At 43.9% G+C, this 25,675-nt stretch carries 23 protein-coding genes; 13 read left to right on the top strand and 10 right to left on the bottom strand.

Annotation, left to right across the window (positions count from 1 at the left end; genetic code table 11):
- Window positions 1–72: 72 nt before the first annotated feature.
- Together CHA01nite_RS14765 and CHA01nite_RS14760 are read left to right on the top strand one after the other, a co-directional pair.
- On the top strand, window positions 73–1,188 hold the full coding sequence (locus CHA01nite_RS14765) for an acyltransferase family protein (protein ID WP_146942702.1): 1,116 nt from the start codon (window positions 73–75) through the stop codon (window positions 1,186–1,188).
- Between the two features lie 457 nt (window positions 1,189–1,645).
- Window positions 1,646–2,134, top strand: a complete 489-nt coding sequence (locus CHA01nite_RS14760) for a YybH family protein (RefSeq protein WP_170234744.1) — start codon at window positions 1,646–1,648, stop codon at window positions 2,132–2,134.
- 404 nt (window positions 2,135–2,538) lie between these two features.
- On the opposite strand, the gene CHA01nite_RS14755 is transcribed toward CHA01nite_RS14760, so the two are convergent.
- The 6 genes from CHA01nite_RS14755 to CHA01nite_RS14730 form a co-directional block, all read right to left on the bottom strand.
- On the bottom strand, window positions 2,539–3,297 hold the full coding sequence (locus CHA01nite_RS14755) for a copper chaperone (RefSeq protein ID WP_146942698.1): 759 nt from the start codon (window positions 3,295–3,297) through the stop codon (window positions 2,539–2,541).
- 7 nt (window positions 3,298–3,304) lie between these two features.
- Window positions 3,305–4,963, bottom strand: coding sequence for a tyrosinase family protein (locus CHA01nite_RS14750; RefSeq protein WP_146942696.1), 1,659 nt, complete (start codon window positions 4,961–4,963; stop codon window positions 3,305–3,307).
- Window positions 4,964–5,168: 205 nt separating this feature from the next.
- Complete coding sequence (locus CHA01nite_RS14745; RefSeq protein WP_146942694.1) at window positions 5,169–6,281, bottom strand: FAD-dependent monooxygenase; 1,113 nt, start codon at window positions 6,279–6,281, stop codon at window positions 5,169–5,171.
- Window positions 6,278–8,224 (bottom strand): LodA/GoxA family CTQ-dependent oxidase, encoded by a 1,947-nt coding sequence (locus tag CHA01nite_RS14740; protein ID WP_146942692.1) that lies wholly within the window; start codon window positions 8,222–8,224, stop codon window positions 6,278–6,280. The genes CHA01nite_RS14745 and CHA01nite_RS14740 overlap by 4 nt, the downstream gene beginning before the upstream one ends.
- Before the next feature lie 585 nt (window positions 8,225–8,809).
- On the bottom strand, window positions 8,810–9,394 hold the full coding sequence (locus CHA01nite_RS14735; RefSeq protein WP_146942690.1) for a hypothetical protein: 585 nt from the start codon (window positions 9,392–9,394) through the stop codon (window positions 8,810–8,812).
- Between the two features lie 463 nt (window positions 9,395–9,857).
- Window positions 9,858–10,388, bottom strand: coding sequence for a hypothetical protein (locus CHA01nite_RS14730; RefSeq protein WP_146942688.1), 531 nt, complete (start codon window positions 10,386–10,388; stop codon window positions 9,858–9,860).
- Window positions 10,389–10,539: 151 nt separating this feature from the next.
- On the opposite strand from CHA01nite_RS14730, the gene CHA01nite_RS14725 reads away from it, so the two are divergent.
- From CHA01nite_RS14725 to CHA01nite_RS14690, 8 genes are all read left to right on the top strand, one after another.
- Entirely contained in the window at window positions 10,540–10,812 is a 273-nt protein-coding gene (locus tag CHA01nite_RS14725) for a hypothetical protein (RefSeq protein WP_146942686.1), read from the top strand.
- Window positions 10,813–10,970: 158 nt separating this feature from the next.
- Window positions 10,971–11,219, top strand: coding sequence for a helix-turn-helix transcriptional regulator (locus CHA01nite_RS14720; RefSeq protein WP_146942684.1), 249 nt, complete (start codon window positions 10,971–10,973; stop codon window positions 11,217–11,219).
- Between the two features lie 293 nt (window positions 11,220–11,512).
- Complete coding sequence (locus CHA01nite_RS14715) at window positions 11,513–11,737, top strand: helix-turn-helix domain-containing protein (RefSeq protein WP_228458424.1); 225 nt, start codon at window positions 11,513–11,515, stop codon at window positions 11,735–11,737.
- Between the two features lie 96 nt (window positions 11,738–11,833).
- Window positions 11,834–12,160: an ArsR/SmtB family transcription factor gene (locus CHA01nite_RS14710; protein ID WP_146942682.1), complete on the top strand. Its 327-nt coding sequence runs from the start codon at window positions 11,834–11,836 to the stop codon at window positions 12,158–12,160.
- Between the two features lie 58 nt (window positions 12,161–12,218).
- Window positions 12,219–12,692, top strand: a complete 474-nt coding sequence (locus CHA01nite_RS14705; protein ID WP_146942680.1) for a DUF6428 family protein — start codon at window positions 12,219–12,221, stop codon at window positions 12,690–12,692.
- Between the two features lie 14 nt (window positions 12,693–12,706).
- On the top strand, window positions 12,707–13,318 hold the full coding sequence (locus CHA01nite_RS14700; RefSeq protein ID WP_146942678.1) for an arsenate-mycothiol transferase ArsC: 612 nt from the start codon (window positions 12,707–12,709) through the stop codon (window positions 13,316–13,318).
- Between the two features lie 20 nt (window positions 13,319–13,338).
- Window positions 13,339–14,358, top strand: coding sequence for an ACR3 family arsenite efflux transporter (gene arsB / locus CHA01nite_RS14695; protein ID WP_146942676.1), 1,020 nt, complete (start codon window positions 13,339–13,341; stop codon window positions 14,356–14,358).
- Window positions 14,359–14,936: 578 nt separating this feature from the next.
- The gene (locus tag CHA01nite_RS14690) at window positions 14,937–16,931 is read left to right on the top strand and encodes a PAS domain-containing sensor histidine kinase (protein WP_170234743.1); all 1,995 of its coding nucleotides are present in this window, start codon (window positions 14,937–14,939) and stop codon (window positions 16,929–16,931) included.
- A gap of 622 nt (window positions 16,932–17,553) precedes the next feature.
- Here the strand turns inward: CHA01nite_RS14690 and CHA01nite_RS14685 are convergent.
- Window positions 17,554–17,970, bottom strand: coding sequence for a pyridoxamine 5'-phosphate oxidase family protein (locus CHA01nite_RS14685; RefSeq protein WP_146942672.1), 417 nt, complete (start codon window positions 17,968–17,970; stop codon window positions 17,554–17,556).
- Window positions 17,971–18,213: 243 nt separating this feature from the next.
- On the opposite strand from CHA01nite_RS14685, the gene CHA01nite_RS14680 reads away from it, so the two are divergent.
- From CHA01nite_RS14680 to CHA01nite_RS14670, 3 genes are all read left to right on the top strand, one after another.
- Window positions 18,214–19,320: a DUF5700 domain-containing putative Zn-dependent protease gene (locus tag CHA01nite_RS14680; protein WP_146942669.1), complete on the top strand. Its 1,107-nt coding sequence runs from the start codon at window positions 18,214–18,216 to the stop codon at window positions 19,318–19,320.
- 273 nt (window positions 19,321–19,593) lie between these two features.
- Complete coding sequence (locus tag CHA01nite_RS14675) at window positions 19,594–20,181, top strand: Crp/Fnr family transcriptional regulator (protein ID WP_146942667.1); 588 nt, start codon at window positions 19,594–19,596, stop codon at window positions 20,179–20,181.
- Window positions 20,182–20,245: 64 nt separating this feature from the next.
- Window positions 20,246–20,899 carry a hypothetical protein gene (locus CHA01nite_RS14670; RefSeq protein WP_146942665.1) on the top strand — a complete coding sequence of 218 codons (654 nt, stop codon included), beginning with the start codon at window positions 20,246–20,248 and terminating at the stop codon, window positions 20,897–20,899.
- A gap of 272 nt (window positions 20,900–21,171) precedes the next feature.
- Here CHA01nite_RS14670 and CHA01nite_RS14665 read toward each other — a convergent pair whose 3' ends face one another.
- The 3 genes from CHA01nite_RS14665 to CHA01nite_RS14655 form a co-directional block, all read right to left on the bottom strand.
- Window positions 21,172–22,200, bottom strand: coding sequence for a LacI family DNA-binding transcriptional regulator (locus tag CHA01nite_RS14665; RefSeq protein WP_146942663.1), 1,029 nt, complete (start codon window positions 22,198–22,200; stop codon window positions 21,172–21,174).
- A gap of 252 nt (window positions 22,201–22,452) precedes the next feature.
- Window positions 22,453–24,072: a UxaA family hydrolase gene (locus tag CHA01nite_RS14660; protein WP_146942661.1), complete on the bottom strand. Its 1,620-nt coding sequence runs from the start codon at window positions 24,070–24,072 to the stop codon at window positions 22,453–22,455.
- A gap of 5 nt (window positions 24,073–24,077) precedes the next feature.
- The gene (locus CHA01nite_RS14655; protein ID WP_146942659.1) at window positions 24,078–25,541 is read right to left on the bottom strand and encodes a tagaturonate reductase; all 1,464 of its coding nucleotides are present in this window, start codon (window positions 25,539–25,541) and stop codon (window positions 24,078–24,080) included.
- Window positions 25,542–25,675 lie beyond the last annotated feature (134 nt).

Raw genomic sequence — 25,675 nt, 5'->3', positions numbered from 1 at the left:
AGGCCAAAGTGGCCTTTCTGTCTACTTCGCTTCGAATCCAATCCAAATAAAAAGACTTTTGCAGAAAAAAGAATGGAAAAACAAAAATTCATCGGGCTGGATCATCTGCGGGCAATTGCAATTCTGCTGGTACTGCTGTATCACTACCGGATGTTTGAGCATCCGGATTGGGTGGACGATATCGGGTGGATCGGTTGGACGGGTGTGGACCTGTTTTTTGTATTGAGCGGTTTTTTAATTTCCAATCAGCTGTTCTTTGAAATCCGGGATCACCGGAGCATCCGGCTGAAAATCTTTTTTACCAAACGGTTTTTCAGGATTATTCCGCCATATCTGTTTACACTTTGTCTGTATTTCTGCTTTCCGGTGTTCAGGGAGCGGGAAGTTTTGCCGCCGCTGTGGAAGTTTCTTTCCTTCACCCAGAATTTCGGTCTGGATGTAATCCTTAAGGGAACCTTTTCCCATGCTTGGTCCCTGTGCATCGAGGAACAGTTTTACCTGGTGCTTCCGATTTTGCTGCTGCTTTTAATCAGATTAAAAAAAATAAAATACCTGAAACTCATTATTGCCTCAGTGATAATCTCTACCATTCTCCTGCGTATTTTTTCCTGGAATGAATATGTTCTCCCCTACCTGAAAACCCCGGATTTCTGGAAAGAATGGTACATGAACATCTACTATCCTACGTATACAAGACTGGACGGACTGGCCATCGGGGTGCTGATCGGTTTCCTGTTTCAATCCTCAACATTCAGGACAATCGTCAACAGGAACGGAAATCTTCTGGTTTTTGCAGGATTAACAGCCGTTGTATTTTCCCTATGGTTTTGCAGGGACCCATATTCAGGGCAGGCTTCTCTTTTCGGGTTTACCCTGGTGGCCGTGAGCTATGGAATACTGGTTACCGGAGCCGTTTCAGGCACTTCCTTTCTGAGCAGGAAATCCAATAACATCACCGCCCAATTGGCAATGCTCTCCTACTCCGTTTATTTGTCGCACAAAGGAGTCATTCACCTGGTACAGATGCTTCTTGAAAAAACTGAAATTCCGGTTGCCGGCACATCAGGGCTGGTGATCTGCTTTATCTTCTGCATTTTAGCAGGCTTATCTTATCGTTATTGCATCGAGACACCATCATCCCGAATCAAAAATAAAATCCTTAAGTCATCAAATTTTCGCCATAGGTAGTTTATGAACTGATAATGAAACGTGAATTCGGCCGTATTAAAAGCAGAATCAGCCTTTTACTTAATTAAAAAGAGAAATTAAGGCTGATTCAGTCAGGATTTTGATAGAATTCCTATCCTGTATTAATCCGTTTCTTTTGGACTTTAAAACCATATAAATCAGGCTCCGGCTGCAAAATGAGACCAAAGCTATTTATTGAGGATTAAAGGGGAACTTTATGAGAACGCAACAAAATATCGAGTTTGATCATAAGAACCTCTGCTTCTGTTTTTGACAGGAGAAACTTCCGGCATCCGGCTTCCCTCTTCCAGCCTATTAACCCAAGTTCTTCTTCGAGTTCACATTAAGAAAGGTATAGCTTATAAATTCCCGATACATTTTCTTCGCTACGCTGCCAGAAACATCCGAACAGACGTAATTCTTTATTAACATGCTCTACATAACATCCATTTTACTTATGAAAATATTCATTCTCAGCATTTTTATGCTTTGTTCCCATTTTATTCCAGCCCAGAAATTCAGTACGGAAAAAACAGAAATCCGAAACGTCATCCGGCAGTTCAGAGAAAGCATGATCCGGAAAGATTCCGCGGCTTTCCAAAGCCTGTTTCACGAAAATCCGGTAGTCTGGATTGGAGTTGTTAAAAACCGGTCCCAGCAGAAACGGCTGGAAAAGAATCCCGCGAACCGTAAAAATTATTTCAAGGACGCCTGGCAAAATTTTTTCCGCTACATTATGGAAAAGGGCCGGAAAGAAGAAAAATTTGAGAACATCCGGATCATCAATGACGATGTGATCGCGAGCGTTACGTTTGATTATTCATTCCTGGAAGAAAATACCGTAACGAACTGGGGCAGCGAATCGTGGCACCTCATCAAAGCGGAAGGAAAATGGAAAATCGTGAGTCTTATTTATTCTTACGAAAATGCAACGTTCAGGAAATAATAGACTGGAAGCATGTAGATGGATGCCGGAAGTTTCTCCTGTCAAAAGTATGGTCAAAGTCATTTGCTCATCAACCGAAAACAAATTGTGCCATATCCACTTCCTGAAATTTTCAGAAATTATAATTATTCAAATGGATAATATTCAAGAAAAAAATATTTTTGAAATTACCTAAAAGATAAAACCCACTTTGGCAGGTGGGCTTTATCGATGTATTAAATTTTAAAGTGAGCCCGACCGTATTTGATTTCTGTCAATTATAAGATGTAATATTGGAATTCAAATTTATGAGCCTTCAAATAGATTGATGATTAAAACCTTTGAAAGTAATACTGACATGATAAGCTTCCGGCATCCGGCTTCCATTTTCCAGCCTATTCACCCTATTTCTATTTGAATTTCCCTTACCTCATCGCCTGTAATTTCATCTGGGTCCGGGCAACCGTATATTTCAACAGCTTCAGCGGAATGCGGATCCGCCATACTTTGGCAGCGGGATGCTCCAGATGCTCGGCGATCATAAGGTAAGTCACTACGATCATCGCGGGATTATGACCTTCAGGCAGCAACATCGGGAACAGCATCAACGCCCAGCCGGAACCCACGCACCAGACGCCGTGCTTTACACCGAACTCCAGTGAATCGCGATAAGCGTCCCATCCGAAGGCACGCAAGGCATAATGGTTATGGCTGAGGTTGAGAAACTTCTGCTTCACCGGCGAAAACTGCCAAACCACCGCAATAGTTAATACAGCCAAGGCAGGAAGGTACGATCCGGGCATCAAAAGATTTAAACCGATGATGATGCCCACCATAAATACCCCCGCTATCATCCAGACCGTAAGATAGCCCAGCACAAACCATACGGAGCAGATCAGCCGGTACCGCCTCAGGCTCCGGAGATAAATGGCCTGGACAGGCACAATCAGTTTAGGCAGCATCATCGCCACGACCATCAGTCCCCAGCCCATGAGCTGTGAAGAAAAGGGATTCATCTGCAACAGCATTTTCAGGGAAACAGCCGACGGTCCGGCAGCCGAAACGTGGCAATGTTCCATGGTCATGATATGGCCGGGATTTATCAGCAACAGCAGCCAGGTGATGATGCTGATCCCGAAGATCACCAGGCTGATCTTAAAGCGGTCGGTTCCTGAGAGTTTCATGATTCAATTATTGGGCTACACGGTAAATACTGATCCGGTCGATCGTAAGGTCATTGTTCTCAGGCAGAGGATTCTTTGTCTTGATCACCACATTCAGCGAACTGAGATCGATATCGTTGTCCAGGTACAGTTCGTCGATAACATTGGTGATATTTAAGGTAAAGGTAAGTCCTGAACCGCCGTGGGCCCCGTCTTGCTGCGATGCCATCCGGATCCCGAAAAGTGCCACCGACCTTACGAATTTGTCATTCACAAAGACCGAAAGAAAATTGGAATTGTTGGTTCCTTTCACGTTTTCCAGCTGAAGAAAGACTTCATCCGGCAATTGGGAAACAGAAGCATTTTTCAGGCTCTTTGAAACGGTCTTCCATGATGGGGTATCCAGCTTTACCACAGCTTGCGTTTCTCCGCTGTTCAGCGACAGGGTACCGGCATTGGCCCCGATGATTTCATGTCTCTTTTTTTCGCTCATTGGAATTTTATTTTCAGGAACGGATGCGCCCAGTTTATTTAACCGTTCTGTTAAATTTTCAGGTTCAGCCTTTGGAGCAGCCGTTTCGTATGAAGTTAAAGACAGATCGTCGTAGGTGTAAGAATACGGAGATCCGTTAAAATTAAGACCGGTGGTGCTGTCAACATCTGCCGGGGTGTAGTACCACGGGGTACCTTTGGCATCCAGGGGCATGGCAAACTGCGAATTGCCGTGTGCGGAAGGCCCTTTCAGCCAATCGGGCTGGTTGGGATTGCTGTTTTTACCGGTAACGTTCCACGCATCCCACATCCGGTCGATATTGGCATGATGCAGGTAGAAGATGGGATCCAGGCCGGCCGTAGGAGGATCAGACATCAGGCCTTCCTCTTTTTCCGATGCATTGGGATCCGTCCAGGTATCCCCGTTAAAACCGCCTACCATAACGTGTACGAAATTATGGGGATTGGATTCCAGGTCACCGAAACCGCCGTTGCTGTGGCTGAAACCGGTTTCCTGCCCGCCGTAATAATAGCCGTACAGGTTGCCGGTTCCCGTCGGTCCGGGAGACGATTCGCTGTAGATGGTATCCAGCTGGCATTTGTCGTTGGCCTTCGGATCATCCGGTGTATCCTGCCCTACTTCCACGTATACATTGCCGTCCCCGTTCGGGCCGTATCTCTCCGGTACATATAGCGGATTGGGTGAGCCGTCAGGTAAGGCCTTCACCGTAAAAGCCGTCGGAATTTTAGATTGATGACCGGCATCCGACTGGTTTAGGTAATTCCAGTACGGCAATGCCCAATCCTCCGGTCCTCCCAATTGTTCTACGATAATGGTGCGGAGGAGGTTTTCCAGAGCCACCAGATAGCCGCGGTGCCACGGCGGGAAGAACCAGGTACCGTGCTGGCACTGATCCCAGAACAGTTCGTACACCTGGGCCGGAGGAAGTGAAGAAAGCTTGGCACCGGCCGGGATGTAAGGAATATCCGTCCAGTTCGGGTAACCCACAGGCGGCTCCCCGGTATTGTTGTTGACAAGATACTGCCCATGCACTGCGGCATAGAACCACCAGCTGGTGGCATCTTCAATCGGTCTCGACTGCATTACCTGTACCGCCTTCGCGTACCATAAAAGATCCGGGTTTTCGAATGTCCCGTTGTTGTTCCAGGCATTCTTTCTTGTAAATGTTGTCATGTTTAATTTAATACAGTGGTTAAAAAGTTATTTTTAAAATTTCAGCGTCCGGTTTTTTACGGATGCATTCCAAAGATAAAAGATCTCCCCGAAAAAATATTCCGTATAAATACGCAATTGCTTATTCACGAATCTTAAGTTGGTACAGAGGTTTAAAACGGGTCATATTAACAATGAAAACATCCGGCATCCCTCTTCAAGCCTGTTAATTTTGCCTCTGCGTTTTACCAATTTCCATCATCTGTTCCTCATGCCTTCTTATCCAAAAAGGTTCGTCCTTCCAACGGGTTTCCCGCTGATAGAATCCGGTCCGTTGTTCATTGTATAACCGGAAAGCCAGCTCAATTTTTTCATGATAATCATTGCCGGCAGATGAAATTCCTTCCAGACGATCCTTTGCGGCCATCGCTGCATCAATACCGCTGCGCAGGGCAAAAGCAATACCATGTGATGACAGCGGATCCAGCGAACAGGCCGCATCCCCTGCCGCCAGCCAGCCTTCCCCGGCGTAATGTTCCAGGTGGTGGCTTCCTGCAGAAGTATACTGCAACGGTACGATTTCCGTATATCGGTTTACGGGTACGCGGTGCCGGATGAATTTGGTCTGCAGGCTTTTGTTCTGCCAATAAAGGGGATCCAGCCAGGATTTGCGGTCATGCAGATCGGGATCCGTAAAAAAGATCCGGGCTACTTTTCCTTCGCCGATATCCGAAGCATACCACCAGCCATCCGAAACTGCCTCAATCAGGCTTTGCCGGTTATCCAACGGATCTGTGGCGGCAAGGATGCTGATGACGGCTGCCTGTTCGTCCCTGCGGATGCGCCTGATCCTGAGCTGCCGGCTCAGCCAGCTGTTTCTGCCGCTGGCATCGATCACCATTGCTGCACTTATTTTTAACCGGTCTCCGGCATATTCCCAGAGGTCATCTTTCCGGTGAAGCCTGAAAGAGCGGTCCGTTTCATGAAACGGAACTCCTGCAGCTGATGCTTTCCGTGTCAGCATCGATTCAAAAGCCGGACGGCCGACGTACCAGCCCAGCCCGGATGGCGACTGGATAAAATCGTTGAAGTACAGCCGGTCGTCTCCCCAGCAGGAAGCATTTCCGTAGCAGGGCTCATGGCGGTCGTCCAGAAATTCTTCCCATACGTCCAGTTCCGTCAGAGAATTCCGGGCAGAGGCTGCGAGGCTTTCCCCTGCCCGGAATTTATGGGTATCTGCCGGCCGGTGCACGACCATCACCGATGCGCCCTGCTGACGCAAAGTGATGGCCGAAGCCAGCCCGGCCGGACCGTTGCCGATGATCAGTACATCAATCATTCCCCTCTTCTTCTTTTCTCGGCGCGGTTTATCATCCACAGATAACCAGGGTCTTCTTCAGCAGGTGCCTGATGGGATGCAGCCTTCATGAATGATTCCGTTTCCCGCTTCTCACCTATCGTCCGTCCGTTTTCCACCCACATCTTATCCGGGAAATTGGCATCGCCGTTTCCTTCTTTCTGAATGAGAATACCGACGTCCGGCCATTTCGTAATAAATTCGTTGATGCCTTTGGTATAAGGGCTCACTTTTTTCGATGGGTACCCGTATTCGTAAACGATGCCCCGCAGCCACTTCACGCGGTTGCCGAAAGCCTCATTCTTTTCTTCAAGGCTCGCTGACTGATCCATCATGATTTCATAATCGGCTTCAGTCATCACGTCATTCGGCACCCGCACCGGCCAGAAGGTCGGCACATACTGGCCCATGATCGGCACGTAACCGCTCAGGCAGCTTGACGTATCGGTCTGCCACGGCACCGCCATCCATTTGGTGATATCACCGGCTGCCGAACCGTCCAGCGGTCCGCCCGGCGCCAAAACATTTTCGGAATCCAGAACCGGCCCGAAGGTCAGCGGGTCATCCAGCCTGCGCTTGATGCGGAAAGGTTCGGCATACAGGATCGGCTGTCGCATCGGCCAGGTAAATTCGCATCCCGGGTGGAAGGGCCCGCCGATGGTTTCATCAAGCGCCGTACGGTCCAGCCGGGCGGCCTGCTCTTCGGGGGAAAGGTCTTTCCATTTTTTGGTTTCTGGTTTATTTCCCAGGGTAAAATTGCCGTTGGCCCACTGCCGCATATATTCGTACTGGAACGGCAGTACGGCCATAAAATTTCGCGGATCGGTGTCCGTTTTCACGAAACCCTGTAGCCCGTCCCCGTACACCGGCGGGAAAAGCTCGGCCTGCATGGTTGCATAATCCGGGTTCCGGAACTGGCGGAAAATCGCCTGGCGCAATTCAAAAAAGCGGTCGGAAGCATCGGACAGCCTGGCAATCATTTCAGGTGTCGACAGGTTGCCCGGACTTCCCCATCCGTTCTGCTTGAAGATGCCTGCATTCACCCAGCCGTTCAGCGGCATCCGCTCCAGCATCGGGTAAATATGTTCCCAGAATTCCGGTGTCTCCGGCAGTACGGATTTGCCCATATCGGCAGCCGTCTGCGCCAGCAGGTCGTAGCCGGTTACAAAAGCCTGCACGCCCGGGGAATAGTCCGGCGGTGCCGTAAGTACCCATGCGCCGGCAGCTTCCAGCACTTCTCCTGTTTTCAGCCTGATTTTCGCATCCACGGGCCCGTCCGAAGTATCGTCATGCCAGGTCTCGTTATTGGCAAAAGTAGTTGCGGGAAGATTGGCGTAGGAAGCAGAGAGCCCGCGTCCACCCAGGAAAAGAAGACGGCCTTCTTCATCGGTACGCACTTCCCCCAGATACACCAGCTTATCATTGGAGTCCGGGGAGTAAAAAGTTCCTTTATCGAATGCAAACTGACGGTCTTTACCGTCGGCATTTGTATTCGTTCCTGAAATTTCTATTTTTCCGCCGTCGATGATTAGTCTTTTTCTAAGGTCATCGGTTATGGTAGAATTCCGCAACGTACTTTTCACGGCAGGATATCCTTCCTTCTTATAAACGCCTCTGGCCTGCGGAATATCCAGGGCCAGGTCGAAATCGTACCAGGCTGCTTTTTTGTTGGCTACGTGGACGGTCCAGGTGATGTCGCCGTCTTCCGCGGTCAGTTCCCGGATGATCTTACCGTTTTCATCGGCCCCGAAAAGACGGAACCGGGCTGCCTGGCGTTTGATACGCCCCTGGCTGTCGCGGAAATTCCCGGAATCGGTAATGGGTTCGTTGATCTGCTCCGGAATCAGGAAATATTCCTCCGGGCTGTTTCCCACCCTTGCAACGCCTATGGCCGGATGGATGATGACTTTTTTAATTTGAGACATGTTATAATGGTTTTTAATTTGAATTAAGCATAGAAAAACGGGTTGATTTATTCACCAAATAGTGATTTTAAGCAAATACGATTCTTAAAAACTGACCATTTTACTGACTCAAAATAACGAAGAATACGGCAGGTAGTATTCAGTATTAGCTACCAATCGGATCATTCCGTAAAAGTACTTATAAGATGTTCCGGATCTGACTACTTATGGATCAGGAGATGTCCGGAACGGGATTTTAAAATTACTGTTCGGATTGGAAACAGTAGGAATACATGGATATAAATTTTTAATTATAATTCGATAAATCAGGATTTAATATATAAACTTTAATGAATTAAAACCTTTGATTGAATCGCTAAGATCCTGTTTAAACGTCACTTTTCCTTTTTTAACATTAAGAATTTAAGATATTTAGCATGACAAATCAATTTATTGATGCTAATTGATGTTTACTTGATTCATTATATTATTGTATTAAAGTGAAGAATAAACAAAGTTTATTTTAATTCAGAAATTAAGAGAAATAATAGAGAGTTTTAATATGCCCTCTAATATTATGATACTGTCTAATTACAGCATAATCATTCAATCTTTATATAAAGCAAGCCTGATCTGATCAAAACCTCCTTTCCCTTTGAAACGAAAAAGATAAGCATTTAAGTTTTCACTTTTCCATTCCACATCATCTCTTAATGTTTCTTCCCTGGATTTTTCCGGATCTTCATAATTCACATAGGTCGGCTTACCTATTTTTTCTGATAGAAAATTCTTGATCTCTTCGAATTTATCCTTAAAAATATCTTCCGGAGTTTCTGTTTTTTCGTTAGGGTTCCACTCATAAAGCATAAGTTTAACCATCCCCTTTTTATCAAAGAAATAATCAACTTTTAGAACAAAAATATTAGCAGGCCTTTCATAAGAAATGGGATTTTCAAATGTATGGTTGGGAAAGTAAGGATAAATACCCTCGCTTACTCCCCAAAAATACCCTAAAGATATGTCTTTTGATTTTTCAGAAATTTCCTTTTTCTTTATTTCGGATATTTTTGGGAAATCAAAACTGATTTCTTTTTCTGCTTTCAGGATCTTCTCTTTATAAAGTGAGCAACTGTTCAATAAAAAACCGATACTTAACAATAAGCAAAAACGATTACAGATCTTTTTATTCATCTAACTTTCAATTATTTTACCTGAAATATCAATTTTCTTCTTTAAAGATAAAAAAAATCCAGCCTTCAGCTAGGTTTTGAAAGGAGTTTCAATCTAATTTGCAAGATTAGATTGATTTATAACAATAAAATGTTGTTAGATAACGTCAGTTCGAGTGTTTTTTGCAGCGTAGCGGAAAAAAATGTATCGAAAACGTGTAAAGCAGGACCTCTGGTTTGTAGTTCAGCAACTTCCCGATACGATTTTTTCAAAATCTATCCGAACAGACGGCAGTTAAGTATCAAAGGTATTCGTTGTAATGGCTATTCTGTTTTAAGTCGGAATTCTTTAAGTGTGTTTTATACTAAATGATATCATCGAATTCACATTAAGTAATCGTCTGTTACAATTCGGGCAATAAATGAGAGCAGCGACAAAACGTGTCATATAATAATTAAAAAAAACACGCTATTCCTTACTGCGGTCACTTCTGCTTCTGCACTTCCCTTTCCACAATCAGATAGCCAGCCTCCAGCATTTTAACCAGATGAATATACGGCCCGACCATCTTTTGCTCCTCTTTGCATCCCAAATCTGAAAGGGAAAAATAAGCAGCCGACGAAAGAAACGCTTCGTATTCTTTTCTGCGGTAAGCTTTGAAAGCCTTCCGTAGTATCCGTACCGGATCCCGGTATTCTTCGGCTGAAAGATTTCCCGTTTTTATGAGCAAACTGTTTCCAGGAGATGCATCAACCGTCCATCTGTTTCTTTTCCAGCTGATGAGAAAACACGCGCGGATAAAAGACCGCAGGGCCAGGTAAAAATGGAAAACCGCCGCCGCATCCTGAGCCGGTACGGATTTCTTTTTTACGGCGGAGATCACAATCTTATTGAGCATTTCCCGGGCGGTTGCCGGATCGTTGAACTGGAAAAAGGTTTCCAAAAGTTTCACCCCCGAATGCATCTCGCTGCCGGCCCAAAACCGGGCTTCCAGATCTAAATTTTTCTTTTTCATCATTTTGTTTTTTAGGCCTTTTAATTTTCCGTTATACGGAATTTTTGAATTGATTGATTGTTTTGTTGTGACTTCGGATGCAAATGTAATAATAATTTTCATTAATTACCGAATTCGGTAACGATATTTTTTTAATTAAATATCAAATTGCATGAAACGTGCAATTATGAATGAATTTAAGACGGAAGAAATCAAGAGGTTAATCGCTGAAAAAATTAAAGCAGCAAAAGGTGATATCCCTTACTCAAAAATTGCCGAAAAATGCAATGTCACCTCAGCCAGGATCAGTGATGTGGCCAACAATAAAATCGACTGTCAGCTGAGCACTTTACTTGAAATCGCTACCGGCCTGAGAATTCATCCCAAGGAACTTTTCGATATTGCTTTTGATTTTGAAGAATATTATTCTGAACTTGATCAGTAAACAGTTTTACGTAAATTCTGTTTTTTTTGATGTATTCTTTTCATGATTTGGTTTTTGATATTTAACTTATTCAGTTATTCTTGTCAAATATATACAAAAAGAAGATTGTAAACCAAATGGATTACAATATTTTTTATTAAATATTCTAAAATTGTCTTATGAGCAAGCTTAATAAAGACGATATAGAATTGAGAAATATGATTACTCAGAGATTAATCAATCTGAGAAAATCTACAGGTCTGAGTCAAAGCGAGTTTGCCAAACTTCATGAGATCGACAGACAACAGGTCAACCGATGGGAAAGCTTTGAAAGCGAAAGAGGTGTTACCATCTACACCATTCAAAAGTTTTGTACGCTCGTAAAAATTTCCCTGCAGGAATTTTTTGATGATCCATTGTTTAAATAAGTCCTTTTACGAACCTGAATCTTTTTCTGAATCTAATTTTTTCTTTTTCGTCATTTTGTTTTTTTAGGCCTTTATTTTTCGGGAGCTGTAAATTCTTACAGAACACAGCCGGAATTTGTATTACCATTGATTACATGGCTTATTTAAAAGCCTACTCCTTCTTTTTTATTGTGTCTTTTTTACTTTTCAAATATAATAAAAAAATTTAAAAGTGGGAACAATTACCCACAAAATATTTTTTGTTTCTCCTGAAATTGCATTTTATATACTATCTAATGATGCACATCGATCGGATGAAATTTCTCGAACTGTTTGGAAATCAAATAAAAACATTAAGAAAAGAAAAAGGCTTAAGTCTTAGGCAACTGGCACAATTGTGTGATATTGATTACAGCGATATAAGTAAAATTGAAAAAGGTCAAAGAAACATTCAGATCTCTACTATACTTGAACTCACCAAAGGCTTAGACATCCATCCCAAAGATCTTTTTGATTTTAAAATTGATAGTAAGTCTTAATAAAAGTAAGTAATCCATCAGGAATTTATTTTCAGGCAAAATAATTTTTTCATTGGGAATTTAATCGTAATATTGCGATATACTAATTCTCTAAATATGGGTTTGACTAAAACTGACCATTTTTCAGATCAACAAAATAAAATTGCTGTCATAGCGAAAGCATTAGGACATCCGGCAAGAATTGCTATTATTGAGTATCTGCTTAAAGTAAATGCCTGTATCTGTGGTGATATTGTCAATGAATTACCATTAGCCCAAGCAACCGTTTCCCAACATTTAAAAGAACTGAAGACCGCGGGTCTGATTAAAGGAAATATTGAAGGAACGGCGATGTGCTACTGTATTGATGAAAATACTTTCGGAATACTGAAAGACTATTTTTCAAATATAATCCTGAAGACGACCCATCAGAAATGCTGTTGAGGCATTTTTTTACTTAAATATATCGCAATATTGCATTTAACCAATAAATAAAGAATTTATGAAACTATCTGAAATTAAGGAAATCCTACGAACGTTGGATCATGTTGAATTTCAATTAGAAAATGGAACATTTGTTCCTGAACACTTCCATGTAACCGAAGTAGGAACGGTAACAAAGCATTTTATCGATTGTGGCGGAACTGTAAGAAATGAAAAAGCAGTAAGCTTTCAACTATGGAATGCCGATGATTTTGAACACCGTTTAAAACCTGCAAAACTTCTAAACATTATTAAGCTGTCAGAAGAAAAGCTGGGTATTGAAGATGATGAAATCGAAGTGGAATATCAAAATACCACCATAGGCAGATTTGATCTGGAATTTAACGGGAAAAACTTTGTTCTTAAAAATAAAACAACAGCATGCTTAGTTCAGGATGCCTGCGGAATTCCATCGGAAAAACAAAAAGTAAGTTTATCTGAACTTTCCAATAATCAAACCTCTTGCTGTACTCCGGATTCCGGATGCTGTTAAATTTAAATAAGACGATGTATCCCAAACTATTACAAACAATAGATTTACTGAAAAATCAGGAAATCAGCGAAGATAGAAAAATCATTTTAGCACCTCTGGTTCATTTTATCCGGGAAAGACGGGAAGAAGAAAAGGAAATAACCATTAATTTTATTTGCACCCATAATTCAAGAAGAAGCCATTTGTCACAAGTCTGGGCGCAGGTTGCAAGTACGTATTACAATATTCCGAAGGTAACCTGTTATTCCGGAGGAACCGAAGAAACGGCAATGTCTCCCAAAGTTGTGGAGACTTTACAGGAACAGGGACTTTTCATTCATAAAATTTCTGATGGGGAAAATCCTGTCTATGCTATCAAGTATGATGAAGATAAACATCCGATTATCGGTTTTTCTAAAAGATATGACAGTTCATTTAATCCTACTCACGGGTTTGCTGCAATTATGACCTGTTCTCAGGCGGACGGCGGATGTCCTTTTATTGCAGGCGCAAATAAACGGATTCCCATTACTTTTGAAGACCCTAAAGTTTCGGATAACACTTCCGGACAGACAAAGGTTTACAATGAAAGAAGCTTGCAGATTGGTGCTGAAATGTTTTATGTTTTTTCACAGATAAAAAAATAAGTAGAGATTAAATAAAAATAATGCAGACAAAATTGAAATTTTTAGATCGATACCTGACGCTGTGGATATTTTTAGCTATGTTTACAGGTGTAGGTTTAGGATATTTCTTTCCTGATATTTCCGGTCTTACCAGTGCCTTATCAATAGGAACTACAAATATTCCATTGGCAATCGGCTTAATTATTATGATGTACCCGCCTTTAGCAAAGGTTGATTATTCATTGCTGCCTGAAGTTTTTCAGGATAGAAAAGCAATTGGAATTTCGTTAGTACTGAACTGGATCGTCGGGCCGGTTTTAATGTTCACCTTAGCAATCATTTTCCTGAAAAATGAACCGAATTATATGATTGGTTTAATCCTTATCGGTTTAGCCAGATGTATTGCCATGGTGCTTGTATGGAATGATCTGGCAAAAGGCAATCGTGAGTACGGTGCATTGTTGGTAGCCCTGAACAGTATATTTCAGGTCCTGGGTTACAGTTTCATGATTTGGCTTTTTATCGATGTCCTACCGGTAAAATTAGGCCTGCCTGAATTCAATGTAAGCGTATCGATGACAGCGGTTACCAAAAGTGTTTTGACTTATTTGGGAATTCCATTTATCACAGGTTTTTTAGGCCGTTATTTTTTAATTAAATCAAAAGGTGCGGAATGGTACAACAGGAAGTTCATTCCCAAAATATCTCCGCTGACTTTATATGCACTTTTATTTACGATTGTACTGATGTTCAGTCTTAAAGGTGATAAAATTTTAGAATTGCCGTCAGACGTCCTGAAAATAGCGGTACCGCTGATCATCTATTTTGTCCTGATGTTCTTTGTCAGCTTCTTAATCAACAAATCAATTAATATTCCTTATGATAAAAATGCTTCGATCGCATTTACAGCAACAGGCAATAATTTTGAATTGGCCATTGCAGTTGCGATTGCCATGTTTGGAATTCACTCTCAACAGGCACTTGCAGGAGTAATCGGGCCTTTGGTTGAAGTTCCTGTCCTGATACTGCTGGTAAGGGTCAGTTTATGGCTAAAATATTAGAGTAGCTTTCATTTCTCAGAGAACATATCATCATGTGAATTTAACCATATCAACTTCATATTCAGTATATTATTTAATTAAAAAATAAAAATAAGACTGATTCAGCCGGGATTTTAAATCATCCTCATCTTGCGGGAACAAATACACGGTTTATGCTTCTGACAGGATTTTATCCTATCCTTTGCTAAGCCATCCTTTCAGGACTTTAAACAAAAGAAATCCGTCCCTATTAAAAAAAGGCCGGTTATTCAGGATTGAATAAAACTCCTCTCATAAAGCGATAAGCTTTCAGTTTGATGATCAGGATCTTTGATGCTGGGTCTGACAAGAGAAACTTCCGGCATCCGGCTTCCCTGTTCCAGCCTTTATTTACGGTTTGTACCTCGAATTCATGGTATTATAGATTCCTCAGAATATGTATTTTTAAGATTGTACCAGAAAGTTCAGGAGTAAATAGCTGGGAATTAAGTTTTTGAAAGTAATGATTGGTATCTATCTAAATTGATTTGCAGATCAATAAATAAGACTTTTTCATGATATGGCAACAAAATTGCTTCTGCCTATTATTGTTCAATTTTATGAGTACTGCAGACCGTTCTTTCGAAAATAATTTTAATTCCGACCTATTGATTCAGGCACTGGCCTGTTCTCCTGCACCCACCGCCCTGTATTCAGGGGAAGGAATCATCATCCGTTTTGCCAACAAGGGCATGCTTGAACTTTGGGGAAAAGATGCTTCCGTGATCGGCAAACCACTGATGGAGGCCTTGCCGGAACTGGAAGGACAGCCTTTTCTGGGGTTGCTGCAGCAGGTCTGGCGTTCCGGGGAAACCTATTCGGTATCGGAGGCTCCGGCCAAGCTGATCAAGAACGGCAGGGAAACGCTGGATTATTTCGATTACGAATACCGGGCCCTGCTGGATGAAAACCAAAAAACCTGGTGCATCCTGAATACCGCCCTGAACGTGACTTCACGCCGTGAATTCCTCCAGCAGATCCGTGAAAAGGAAGAACGGGAACAGGCCCTGAACGAAGAAATGGCCGCTACCCTTGAAGAGCTGACCTTCACCAATGAAGAGCTCAGCCATTCCATCCAGCAGCTCGCCCAGAGCAAAGAATATGTCCGTGCCATCATCGAGCAGGCACCCGTGGGAATTGCCATGCTGAAAGGCCCCGATCACCTCATTGAAATTGCCAATCCGGCGATCCTGCAAATCTGGGGGCGCACGGAACAGGAAGTACTCGGCCAACCCCATGAGGACGTACGTCCCGAACTGCGCGGGCAGCCGGTGAACGGATGGCTCAGGGAAGTTTACGAAACCGGGATCCCGAAAACCAACAATGAATTTGTGGTGAGGTTACGCCACAACAACGGTCTGAGAGAGGCTATCGTCAACTCCGTCTACCAGCCGATCTTTTCAGGAAGCGGGGAGATTTCCGGGGTGCTGATCATCCTGGAAGAAATCACCCAGCAGGTTCTGGAAAGACGCAAACATGGAAATGACCAGCAGATGCTTGCACTGGCCATCGATGCGGGAGATCTGGCGACTTTCTATTACCAGCCGGCAACCAACCTGTTCTCCGGGAATACTCTGCTGAAAAACTGGTTCGGCCTCTCTTCCACCGAAAACCTGGATCTGTCGGTGGCGCTGGATGTGATTGTCCCGGAAGACCGGGAACGGGTAGCCACCGCCATTATCCGTAGCCTGAGCGCAGATTCCGACGGCCATTATTTCATCGAGTACAAGATTCAGAATAAAACAGACCATCAGGTCAGACTGCTTCAGGCCCGCGGCAGGGTGTTCTACGATACGAAGGGCAATCCTTTAAGCCTCAACGGCACCCTGAGGGATATCACGGAACAGAAAAAAGAGGAAGAGCGGAAAGACGATTTCATGGGGATGGTGAGCCACGAGCTGAAGACCCCGATCACGTCCCTGAAGGCCTACATTCAGGTTCTGCAGCGCATGGCCGTAAAAGCGGAACACGTTTTACAGCAGAACACCCTGGAAAAATCTTTGAAGCAGGTGGATCATATGGCCGCCATGATCAACGGCTTCCTGAATGTCTCCCGGCTCGATTCCGGGCAGATGCACCTTGAAAAAACAGCTTTCGATTTCGCGCAGTTGTTTTCGGAAATTGAAGACGAGGTGCTTTCCGTGATCCATACCCATCCGTTTACATTTATAACCTGCGGCTCCGTATGGCTATCGGCCGACCGCGAAAAGATTTCCCAGGTGATCCACAACCTGATCGGGAATGCGGTGAAATATTCCGAAATGGGAACCGTGGTGACTGTAGAATATTTTATCATAGACAACAACCGCATCAAAATCAGGGTACAGGATAAGGGAAAAGGCATCCCGATGGAAGACCAACAACGGATCTTCGAACGGTATTACCGCGTCAACGATGCCCAAAGTACCTCAATTACCGGTTTCGGGATCGGGCTCTACCTGTGTAAGGAAATCATCGAGCTTCATCACGGCCACATTGATGTTGAAAGTGCGCAGGATAAAGGTTCCGTATTTTCATTTGTCTTACCGCTTGAGGGAGAAACTTTTAATCATTAAAAATTAAACGGTCAATCCTGTAAACTTCTATATTCTGAAGAAATAAAACAATGGAATTCAGATATTTAATTAATTCAAACGGAATTAAGGATAATTCAGTCGGGATATTAAATAGAATAACTTTTGGCATGATGATTAAAGATGTAATTTGATCATCAGGACATTGATCCCATTTTTTGAAAGAAGAAACTTCCGGCATCCATCATCCCTTTTCCAGCCTTTTATCCGGGTTTCTACTTCAAGTTCACGTTAATTTAACGCAAAGTTTAATGATTCTTTCCGCATAATTTAAGGGAGCAAAGTAAAGCGGCAAACCGCTGATTAAGCGGACGGGTCATGCGTAGGCTTCATCAGATCAGCCTGCTGATCCTGTCTTTGCCTCCTTATATTATCCATACCGTACAATAAGCTCTGCGTTAAAATAAAACACCGAAGATCACTCCGGTGTTTTGGGATATGCTTTCTTAAGACCTCGGGTTTCCACCCGGGGCTGTGATTGTAAAGCCCTTTCAGGGCAAATCGCCTGCTATTCTTTTCTTTGGGTTTTCATCATTTTGATTTAACGATCAATTGATTGGTAATCCTGGAAGAAAAAACTTCCTTCTACCAACCCAAACTCAATTTATGCAGTGTACTCCCCTTCTTCTTCCTTATGCCAGAAGGTTACCCGTTCGGCACTTACTTTCAGCAGGCAGATTCCCGGCGTATCAATACCTTCCGGAAACCATTGTTCCAGGCCGTCAACCCACTTTTCTTCTAACGTTTTTTTGTCGGTTACCACTGACGCTGTCCCGTAGCAGTCGATAAACAGCATATCGTCGGTCTGATAGATTAGGCTGACGGTATTGTCATTTTTAATCTGCCTGACTTTGTTGCTGTCTTCATACGTGAAGAACCAGGAATCGCCGTCGTATTCCACCTTTCCGTTGTTGCTCATGGGCCTGGAGTGCGGAACCTGTTTTTCGTCCTTTGTAATCATCATGCAGAAGTCCAGATCTTTCATGTTCTCTGCAATGGTTTCCAGTGATGCTTTTTTCATTGTCTTATTTTTTGTGAATGATTGTGATTGGTTTGAATTGATTTCCTTTTTTTCCGATTATTTTTAATGGTAAATAACCGAATGAAAGGATGGATACAATATCTTGTCTAAGGATAACCAAAAGGTGTACCGATTATCGGGAATCCGGAAGGCAGCCTGTCTTTCAGAGCACTAATCCTCTTTTTTATATTCCTGCCGGGTTACTGCTCATTTTGATTATATTTACCGGATAAATAAGAATACATGATACATCTACGGACGAAATCGTTCCATCTGCTCACCTTTATGCTGACCGCTGTCCTGATAACGGTATCTTCATCCCTTTTCGCGCAGACCTTTGAGGATGCTACCTGCTACAAATACTTCGAAATTACCGCAAGGCTCAAAAAAGGAGACAGCCTGAGCAGGGCCGAATGGAAAAATTTCCTGTCCGATAAAGCCATACAGGATTATATGGCCGATCAGGGTGTAGACGAGAACTATTTTGAGTCTTACCGCAAAAGCATGCAGATTGTCTATATGCCGAAAAATGCGGCCATCCTGAAGAAAAGACTGGAAGACCCAAGCGCCTACTGGCTGACGTATATGATCAATCAGTACAAAATCAATGAGGACGGCATGAAAGAATATCTTCAGAAGATCGATAAAGATTCCAGATCCTATTTTGATATCTCCTACAGGTATGCCTATTCCGCATTACCGAAAAAAGCACATCAGAAACTGCCCGGTCTCAAAGTAGCCATCATCCCGGTCCACAACGATGCGCATGCCCAGAAGGACATGATTATCTATACGCTTCTCTGCGCCTATAAAAATGACCAGAACCGGATGGGGGCCCTGGGCGGCCATGAACTTCACCACATGCTCCGGCCCCAGCCGACCTTTGATGTTGCCCCTCAGGATGACAGTCCGGTAATGGCCATGTACCGCGTATTAAACGAGGGTTCCGCAGATATGGTGGATAAAAAGTATATGACGGAGAAGGCCGCGCTCCTGCTTCCGGAACAGAGATACTTTCAGGAATTTTTCGACGAAGGCAAGAAGCTCCTTCCCCATATGGATTCCCTGTTACAGAAAAATCCCGAGACCTGGAAAGACCTTAAGGTTAGAGACTTTTTTAAAGGGACACCGTATTCCGGCGGCCATGTTCCGGGAACTTATATGGCCCATTATATAGAGAAAAACGGCTTCAAAGGTGAACTTTTACAATCTTTGGATGATCCTTTCGCATTTTTCCTGATCTATGACAAGGCAGCCCGGAAAGATAAGGGAAAGCCATTTAGGTTCTCCGATGCCGCCCTGCAGAATATAAAAAATCTTCAGAGCAAATACATCAGAAAAAAAGTTTGAGCTGATTTATTTTCTTTTAATAATCATTTTTTATATTAACATGAACTTGAAGTACCAACTGTACTAAAATGCCGGAAGAGGGGCGCTGGATGCTGGAAGCACCTAGGTTAAGGTCTGTAGAGTTTTGAATATCAACCTATTTTTTTACTAAACCAAAGTCTTGTATTTTTCTTTTTGTCTTGTTAAGTGATTGAAAACAAAATGAATATTATCGAATTTACGTTATATTAAAACTTTTTTCCGGAAAACCTGTTGTTTTCGTAACTTGCTGTCATGATCGGTAACGGGTTTTCCGGTGCAGCGGATTTTTTAAGTTTTGTTTCTTTGCTTTCCCTGCCTGAAAGTGAAGCAATAGCTCTTTTAAACTCAAAACTTTATGAGAAGAAATACCGGAAAGGCGAATTGATCCTGGAAACCGGCCAGATCTGTAAGCGGATTTATTTTGTAGACAGCGGCCTGGTGAAAACCTTCTTTTATACCGATACCCGTGAGTTCATCATGCGGTTTTTCTCCGAAAGCAGCATGTTTACGGTTCTCGACAGTTTCGTTCTTCAGCAGCCTTCCGCCTATTCCGTGGAAGCCCTGGAAGATACGACGGTCACCTGTCTCAATCATAATGATCTGGAACTGCTCTGCAGCCGGTATCATTCCATCGAAACCTTTTATCGGAAGCTCCTTTCTCTGGCGGCAGTCAATATGATGGACCGGATCGGCAGTACACTGGAGGAAAAAGCCGTGATCGCATACCGGAAATTCCTGAAAGAGCAGGGACCGCTGCTGCAGCGGATCAGCCTCGCCGACCTGGCTTCCTATCTGGGAATTACCCAGGTTTCCTTAAGCAGGATCCGGGCCATGAAGTAGTTTTTATCATTTGATAAATGCCGGTCTGGACAACCGGTGTACCTTCGGATCAAATCCATCCGTTATGAAAAACCCGTTATCCTTACCACAGAAACTCAGCTTTCTCGCAGCCTGTACTTTTACCGTCGTTGCTCCGGTCACGGGGTATCTTGCCATTGGGCTTGCTCCCGTTGTCATCGTAGGCGGTTCGGCACTGGCCGGCCTGATCTGCTGGTCGCTGACCTATTTACGAAACCCTGTGGAACCCCGGATCATCCTTCCGCTTTTTATCCTTACCGTCGCCGGTCTACAGATCCATATTGTTGAAGAATACGTGATGGGGTTTGCGCCGGCCATGAGCAGGCTCTTTGGTATTCCGTGGAGCGAAAGAAGCTTTCTGATGGTATTTGCACTGATCGGGCCGGTGATCTACACCCTTACTTCGTTAGGACTCTATTATAAAATCCCGATAGCCGGATTTGTGGCCTGGTTCATCTTCATCGGTCCGGGCGTCGCCGAATTTACCCATTTCATTTTCCCGTTAATCGCTCCGGAACTGCTTCCCCATGATCCGCATCCGCTGACGGCGTCTATCGAAGGCACCCGGATTCCGCAGATGCCGAACTTTTATTTCCGCACCACGGGGCATTACTATTTTCCCGGAATGTGGACCGCAGTGCTTCCCATGATCCCGGGATTCCTGGCCATTTACCGTTTGTTGATCAAAACGAATAGGTGAATGGTGAATTTTGCTTCGCAAGTGAATGGTGAATAGTTAATCTTGCAGGGCGGTGTATCTTGGGAAACGCAAAGGCGAAAGAGGATCTTAAAAGTTTTACGTGAAAGGCGCAAGGATTTTATCTTGGATAAAATTGAATACCGTTGATTTTAAGAATAGTAAATTTCATTGTTTAGTATCAGCGGTACGAAAATTTGACAGCGTCAGATTCTTTGCGCATTTAAATGCTGCCTTCTCCACAATCTTCGCACCGTTGCGTAATTCAACAGAAATTATTTCCGTTTGGATGATTTCCTGATGTGCAGCTGAGGCGTAAGAACCACCTTTTTTTCGATTGAAATTCCCGAACTGTTTTCCTTTATATTTTCCAGGAATACCTGGCCCGCCATTTTTCCCATCATTACCGGCGTCTGATCGACGGAACTGATCGGCAGCTCCATAAACTGGGTAAAAGGCTCGTTGGAAAACCCGATCACCGCGACTTCCTGCGGAATCCTGATTTTCTTTTTCTTCAGTTCCTGGCAAGCGCCCAACGCAGCAAAATCACTGGCCGAAAAAATGGCATCCGGAATCGATTTCCGGTCCCAGAGCTTCTTAATGGCCTCCACCCCTGCTTCAATGGAGCTTCCCGTCGGGATGATGTTTTCCTCTTTCACCTGGAAACCATGGTCGGCCAAAGCCTGCTTATAACCATTCAGACGGTTACGGTAAATCTCAAGATTAAGGTCTCCGGAAAAATGACAGATGTTTTTACAGCCTTCTCTGATGAGGTGTTCCGTGGCAATGTAACCGCCCCGGTAATCGTCGATGGTCACCGTGCTGATTCCGGGAATGTCTTTTTTACGGTCGAAAAAGATAATCGGGGTATTGCTGGTATCGAGGATGCTCCGGATGTGTTCCGTATCGACGGTGGTCCTCGAAACCGACATAAAAACACCGTCAACCTGGGCATTCATCAGGGTATTCAGGTGGCCCCTTTCAATATTCACCTCCTCATGGCTCTGGCAGATGATCACATGGTAACCGAAAGGAGAGAGCTCCTCTTCGATTCCCCGGATCACGGAGGAAAAGAAATTGGTATTGACATAAGGAACAATGATCCCGACATTTTTCGTCTCCCCGCTTTTTAAAGCCTTGGCCAGGTTGTTCTGCTTATAGTTCATTTCCTTGGCTGTCTTTGCCACCAGCTCTTTGGTTGCCACACTGATTCTGGGATGGTCGTTCAACGCTCGTGAAACCGTCGCCACGCTGATGTTAAGCTTCTTTGAAATATCATAGATGGTGGCATTTTTTTTATTCATACAGGTGGTAATTGGGCCTCTACAGGAGGAAATAATACAGACGTAAATTTAATCAAATTCTGTCTACGGAAAAGGAAATGCAGACATTTATGATGAATGGGGTTTAAAATTTTTATTGAATTGGATTTAAGTAAAAATCCGGATTCAGGTGAAATAGTAAAATTTAGATAGTACTTTTAATAAAAAAGAAAATGCTCCTCCCGGAAGAGGAAGCATTTTCAACCCTAATATTTATATAATTATAAATTCAAATTATAAGCTGACCCCTCTTCTCCATGGAATGAAATCATGCTGGTTCAGCAGGCCGGCTTTGGTTTTTGCTTCACCGCTCGCTACTTGGATGATGAACTCCAGGAGCTCTTCTGCCGTTTCGGGGATGGTCTTCTCCCCGCTGATAACCGTTCCGGCATTGAAATCGATAATGTCAGGCATTTTTTCCGCCAGGGCGGTATTGGAAGAAATCTTCACTACCGGAGCTATCGGATTGCCCATCGGAGTTCCGAGGCCGGTTGTAAACAGGACGACGGTTGCCCCCGATCCTACCAAAGCCGTGGTACATTCGGCATCATTCCCGGGTGTGCAGAGCAGGTTCAGCCCGGGTTTCGTCGCATATTCCGTAAAATCCAGCACTTCAACGATCGGCGCCGACCCTCCTTTCTTGGAAGCCCCTGCGGACTTCATCGCATCGGTAATCAGCCCGTCCTTGATGTTTCCGGGTGATGGATTCATATCAAATCCCGATCCTGCCGCCACCACGGAATTTTCAAAATCTTTCATCAGCTTCAGGAATTTTACGCCGTCTTCCTCATGTACGCAACGATTGACCAGCTCCTGCTCCACACCGCAGAGTTCAGGGAACTCGGCAAGCATCGTGGTTCCGCCTATGGCAGCCATAATATCGGAAACTTCGCCCAATACAGGGTTTGCGGAGATCCCGGAGAAACCGTCGGAACCGCCGCATTCCAGCCCGATATTTAATTTCGTAATGGAGGCCGGTTTTCTTTGCGTTTCGTTGGCCTTTTTAATGCCTTCGTAGGAATCTCTAATGACGCCGGTCAGCATTTCATCGATGGTTCCCGACTTCTGCTGTTCGTACACCACGATCGGTTTTTTATTACCGGGTGCAAGCGTATGAAGCGCATCCATAAAAATCTGAACCTGAAGATTCTGGCAGCCTAAGCTGAGGACGGTAGCTCCTGCCACATTCGGGTTGTTGACATACCCGGCAAACAGCCTTCCCAATGCCTCGGCATCCTGGCGGATCCCGCCGCAGCCGCCTTGGTGGGTAATGAAACGGGCGTCGATATTTTTAAAGATCCGGGTATCCGGTTCCTCTTCTTCTACGGCAAGATCGGTTCCCGATCCGCCGTTCAGCAATGACCTTAGTAACAATTGATGCCTGCTCGCCTTATCGTGCAGCAGTTCTTTTTCAAAAATATTTTTTAAAGTCTCTATATTTTTATTTTCACAGAATACTAATGGGAAAAACAGCCATACGTTTTCGGTTCCCACCTGTCCGTCTTCGCGGTGATAGCCCATAAATGTACGGTCTTTCCATTTAGTAATGTCCGGGGGAGTCCAGTCCTGTGTACCGGTTTTCCCTTCCACTTTGGCGCTCTGGTGCTTTACATTTTCAGTGGTAATCACCTCTCCTTTTGCGATGAAACGGTTGGCTTTTCCTACGATAACGCCGTACATGATAATTTGATCGCCTTCGTTAAAATCCACCGCCGCAAATTTATGTTTGGCTTTGGTGTCTTTCAGCACGGTATAATCCGACCCGTCAAGATGAACTGATTCTCCGGCAGGAAGGTCGAGCAATGCTACGATCACATTGTCTTTGGGATTTACTTTCAGTACGTTCTTCTGCATGATGTCTAAGAATAAGATTGGATGAAATTTTTATAAGCCGTTTCCATGTCGTGGTGATCGATTTCGTACAACGCTTTTGCAACTGCTTCTTTCAGGCCTTCTACCCGGGTAAGGTCGGTATCCCAGAAGCTTTTTTCACTCAGGGCCAGTTCTGCAACGGCAGGATATTCCTCATTTGCCCAGATTTCCCTGAATCGTATGATGATCGCCTCTTCATCATTTAAAGGTAAGGATTTATCCCCGAAGCTTCCCTGATAAAACCGGATCAGGCAGGCCAGGGAAAAAGTCAGGTTTAACGGCAGTCTATTATTTATTTCAACATATTGCAACAGGCTTGGCAGCACCCTTACTTTGAATTTGGAAACAAAATACAGAGCAATGCTTGCCAGATGATGTTTGATGAAAGGATTCCTGAACCGGTCAAATACTTCTTCCGCAAATTCTTTCAGATCATTTTCATCCGGGCCTAAAGTGGGATTGATCTCATTAAAGACCGCATCATTTAAAAATCTACCGGTAAACGGATGATCCATCGCTTCTTTTACCGTCCCCTGCCCCGCTAAAACGGCCGGAGCCAGCATCAGTGTATGACCGCCGTTCAGGATTCTGACTTTTCTCAACCGGTACGGCCGGATGTCATCCACCACCAGGATCTGTTCGTTGATCTTATGGAAAGGAATATGATCATTTAAATTTCCCGCATCCTGAATAACAAATAACAGGAAAGCCTCTGAAACCACCATCATCGGATCCCCGTAATCCAGCCGGTCTTCATAGGACGGAGCGTCATCTTTGGGATATCCCGGAACAATCCGGTCTACGAGCGTATTATGAAAATAATTATACTGAAGAATCCATTGCACGAACTCTTCATCTAAATTCCAGAGCCGGGCATATCTGATGATAATATCCCTTAAAGCAAAAGCATTGTCTTCGATCAGTTCACACGGAATAATCCTCACCCCTTTATCGGCAGCCCCATTGAAATAACTGAACCTTTCGTACAGCAGAACCGTCAGTTTCGCAGGAAAATTCCGGTGCGGACCCTGAAAGGAAGTTTCAGCTTCATCGTAAGCGATTCCTGTTTCGGTCGTATTCGAAAATATGAATTCCAGTTCTTCTTCTCTCGCCAATGCCAGGAATTCATCATAACCGGTGTAAGGGTTTACCGACTTCTGAATGGCGGAAATAATCTGCTTTTCATCAATAAGTTCCCCTTTTTTTATACCTCTGGTAAAAAGCGTATAGAGGTTGTCCTGCGATTCCAGTTTATGAACAGAACCGTTGGGGGTTGGCTGTACATTTACGATTCCTGCATTGAAACCGGCTTCCTTATTCATCTTATCAATGATGTAATCGGTAAATCCGCGCATGAAGTTCCCTCCGCCGAACTGTATGATTTTAATGGGTAGTCTGGTATTATGTCCGCCTGTTTCGCGGTTTAGTTTCTGTTTTGTCTGATGTTCCATCTTTCTTAATATATCCAGACCTTCAAGGTTTTAAAAACCTTGAAGGTTTAATTTGTAGTTGTTTTTATTTAATCTCTTTATATTTCGGCACCAGTGCTTTCATCACGCTCCAGGCGATCAGGTAAGCCACGGCA

The sequence above is a fragment of the Chryseobacterium hagamense genome, assembly GCF_007991455.1.
Taxonomy (GTDB): domain Bacteria; phylum Bacteroidota; class Bacteroidia; order Flavobacteriales; family Weeksellaceae; genus Chryseobacterium; species Chryseobacterium hagamense.
This window is presented reverse-complemented; position numbering and strand designations above follow the sequence as displayed.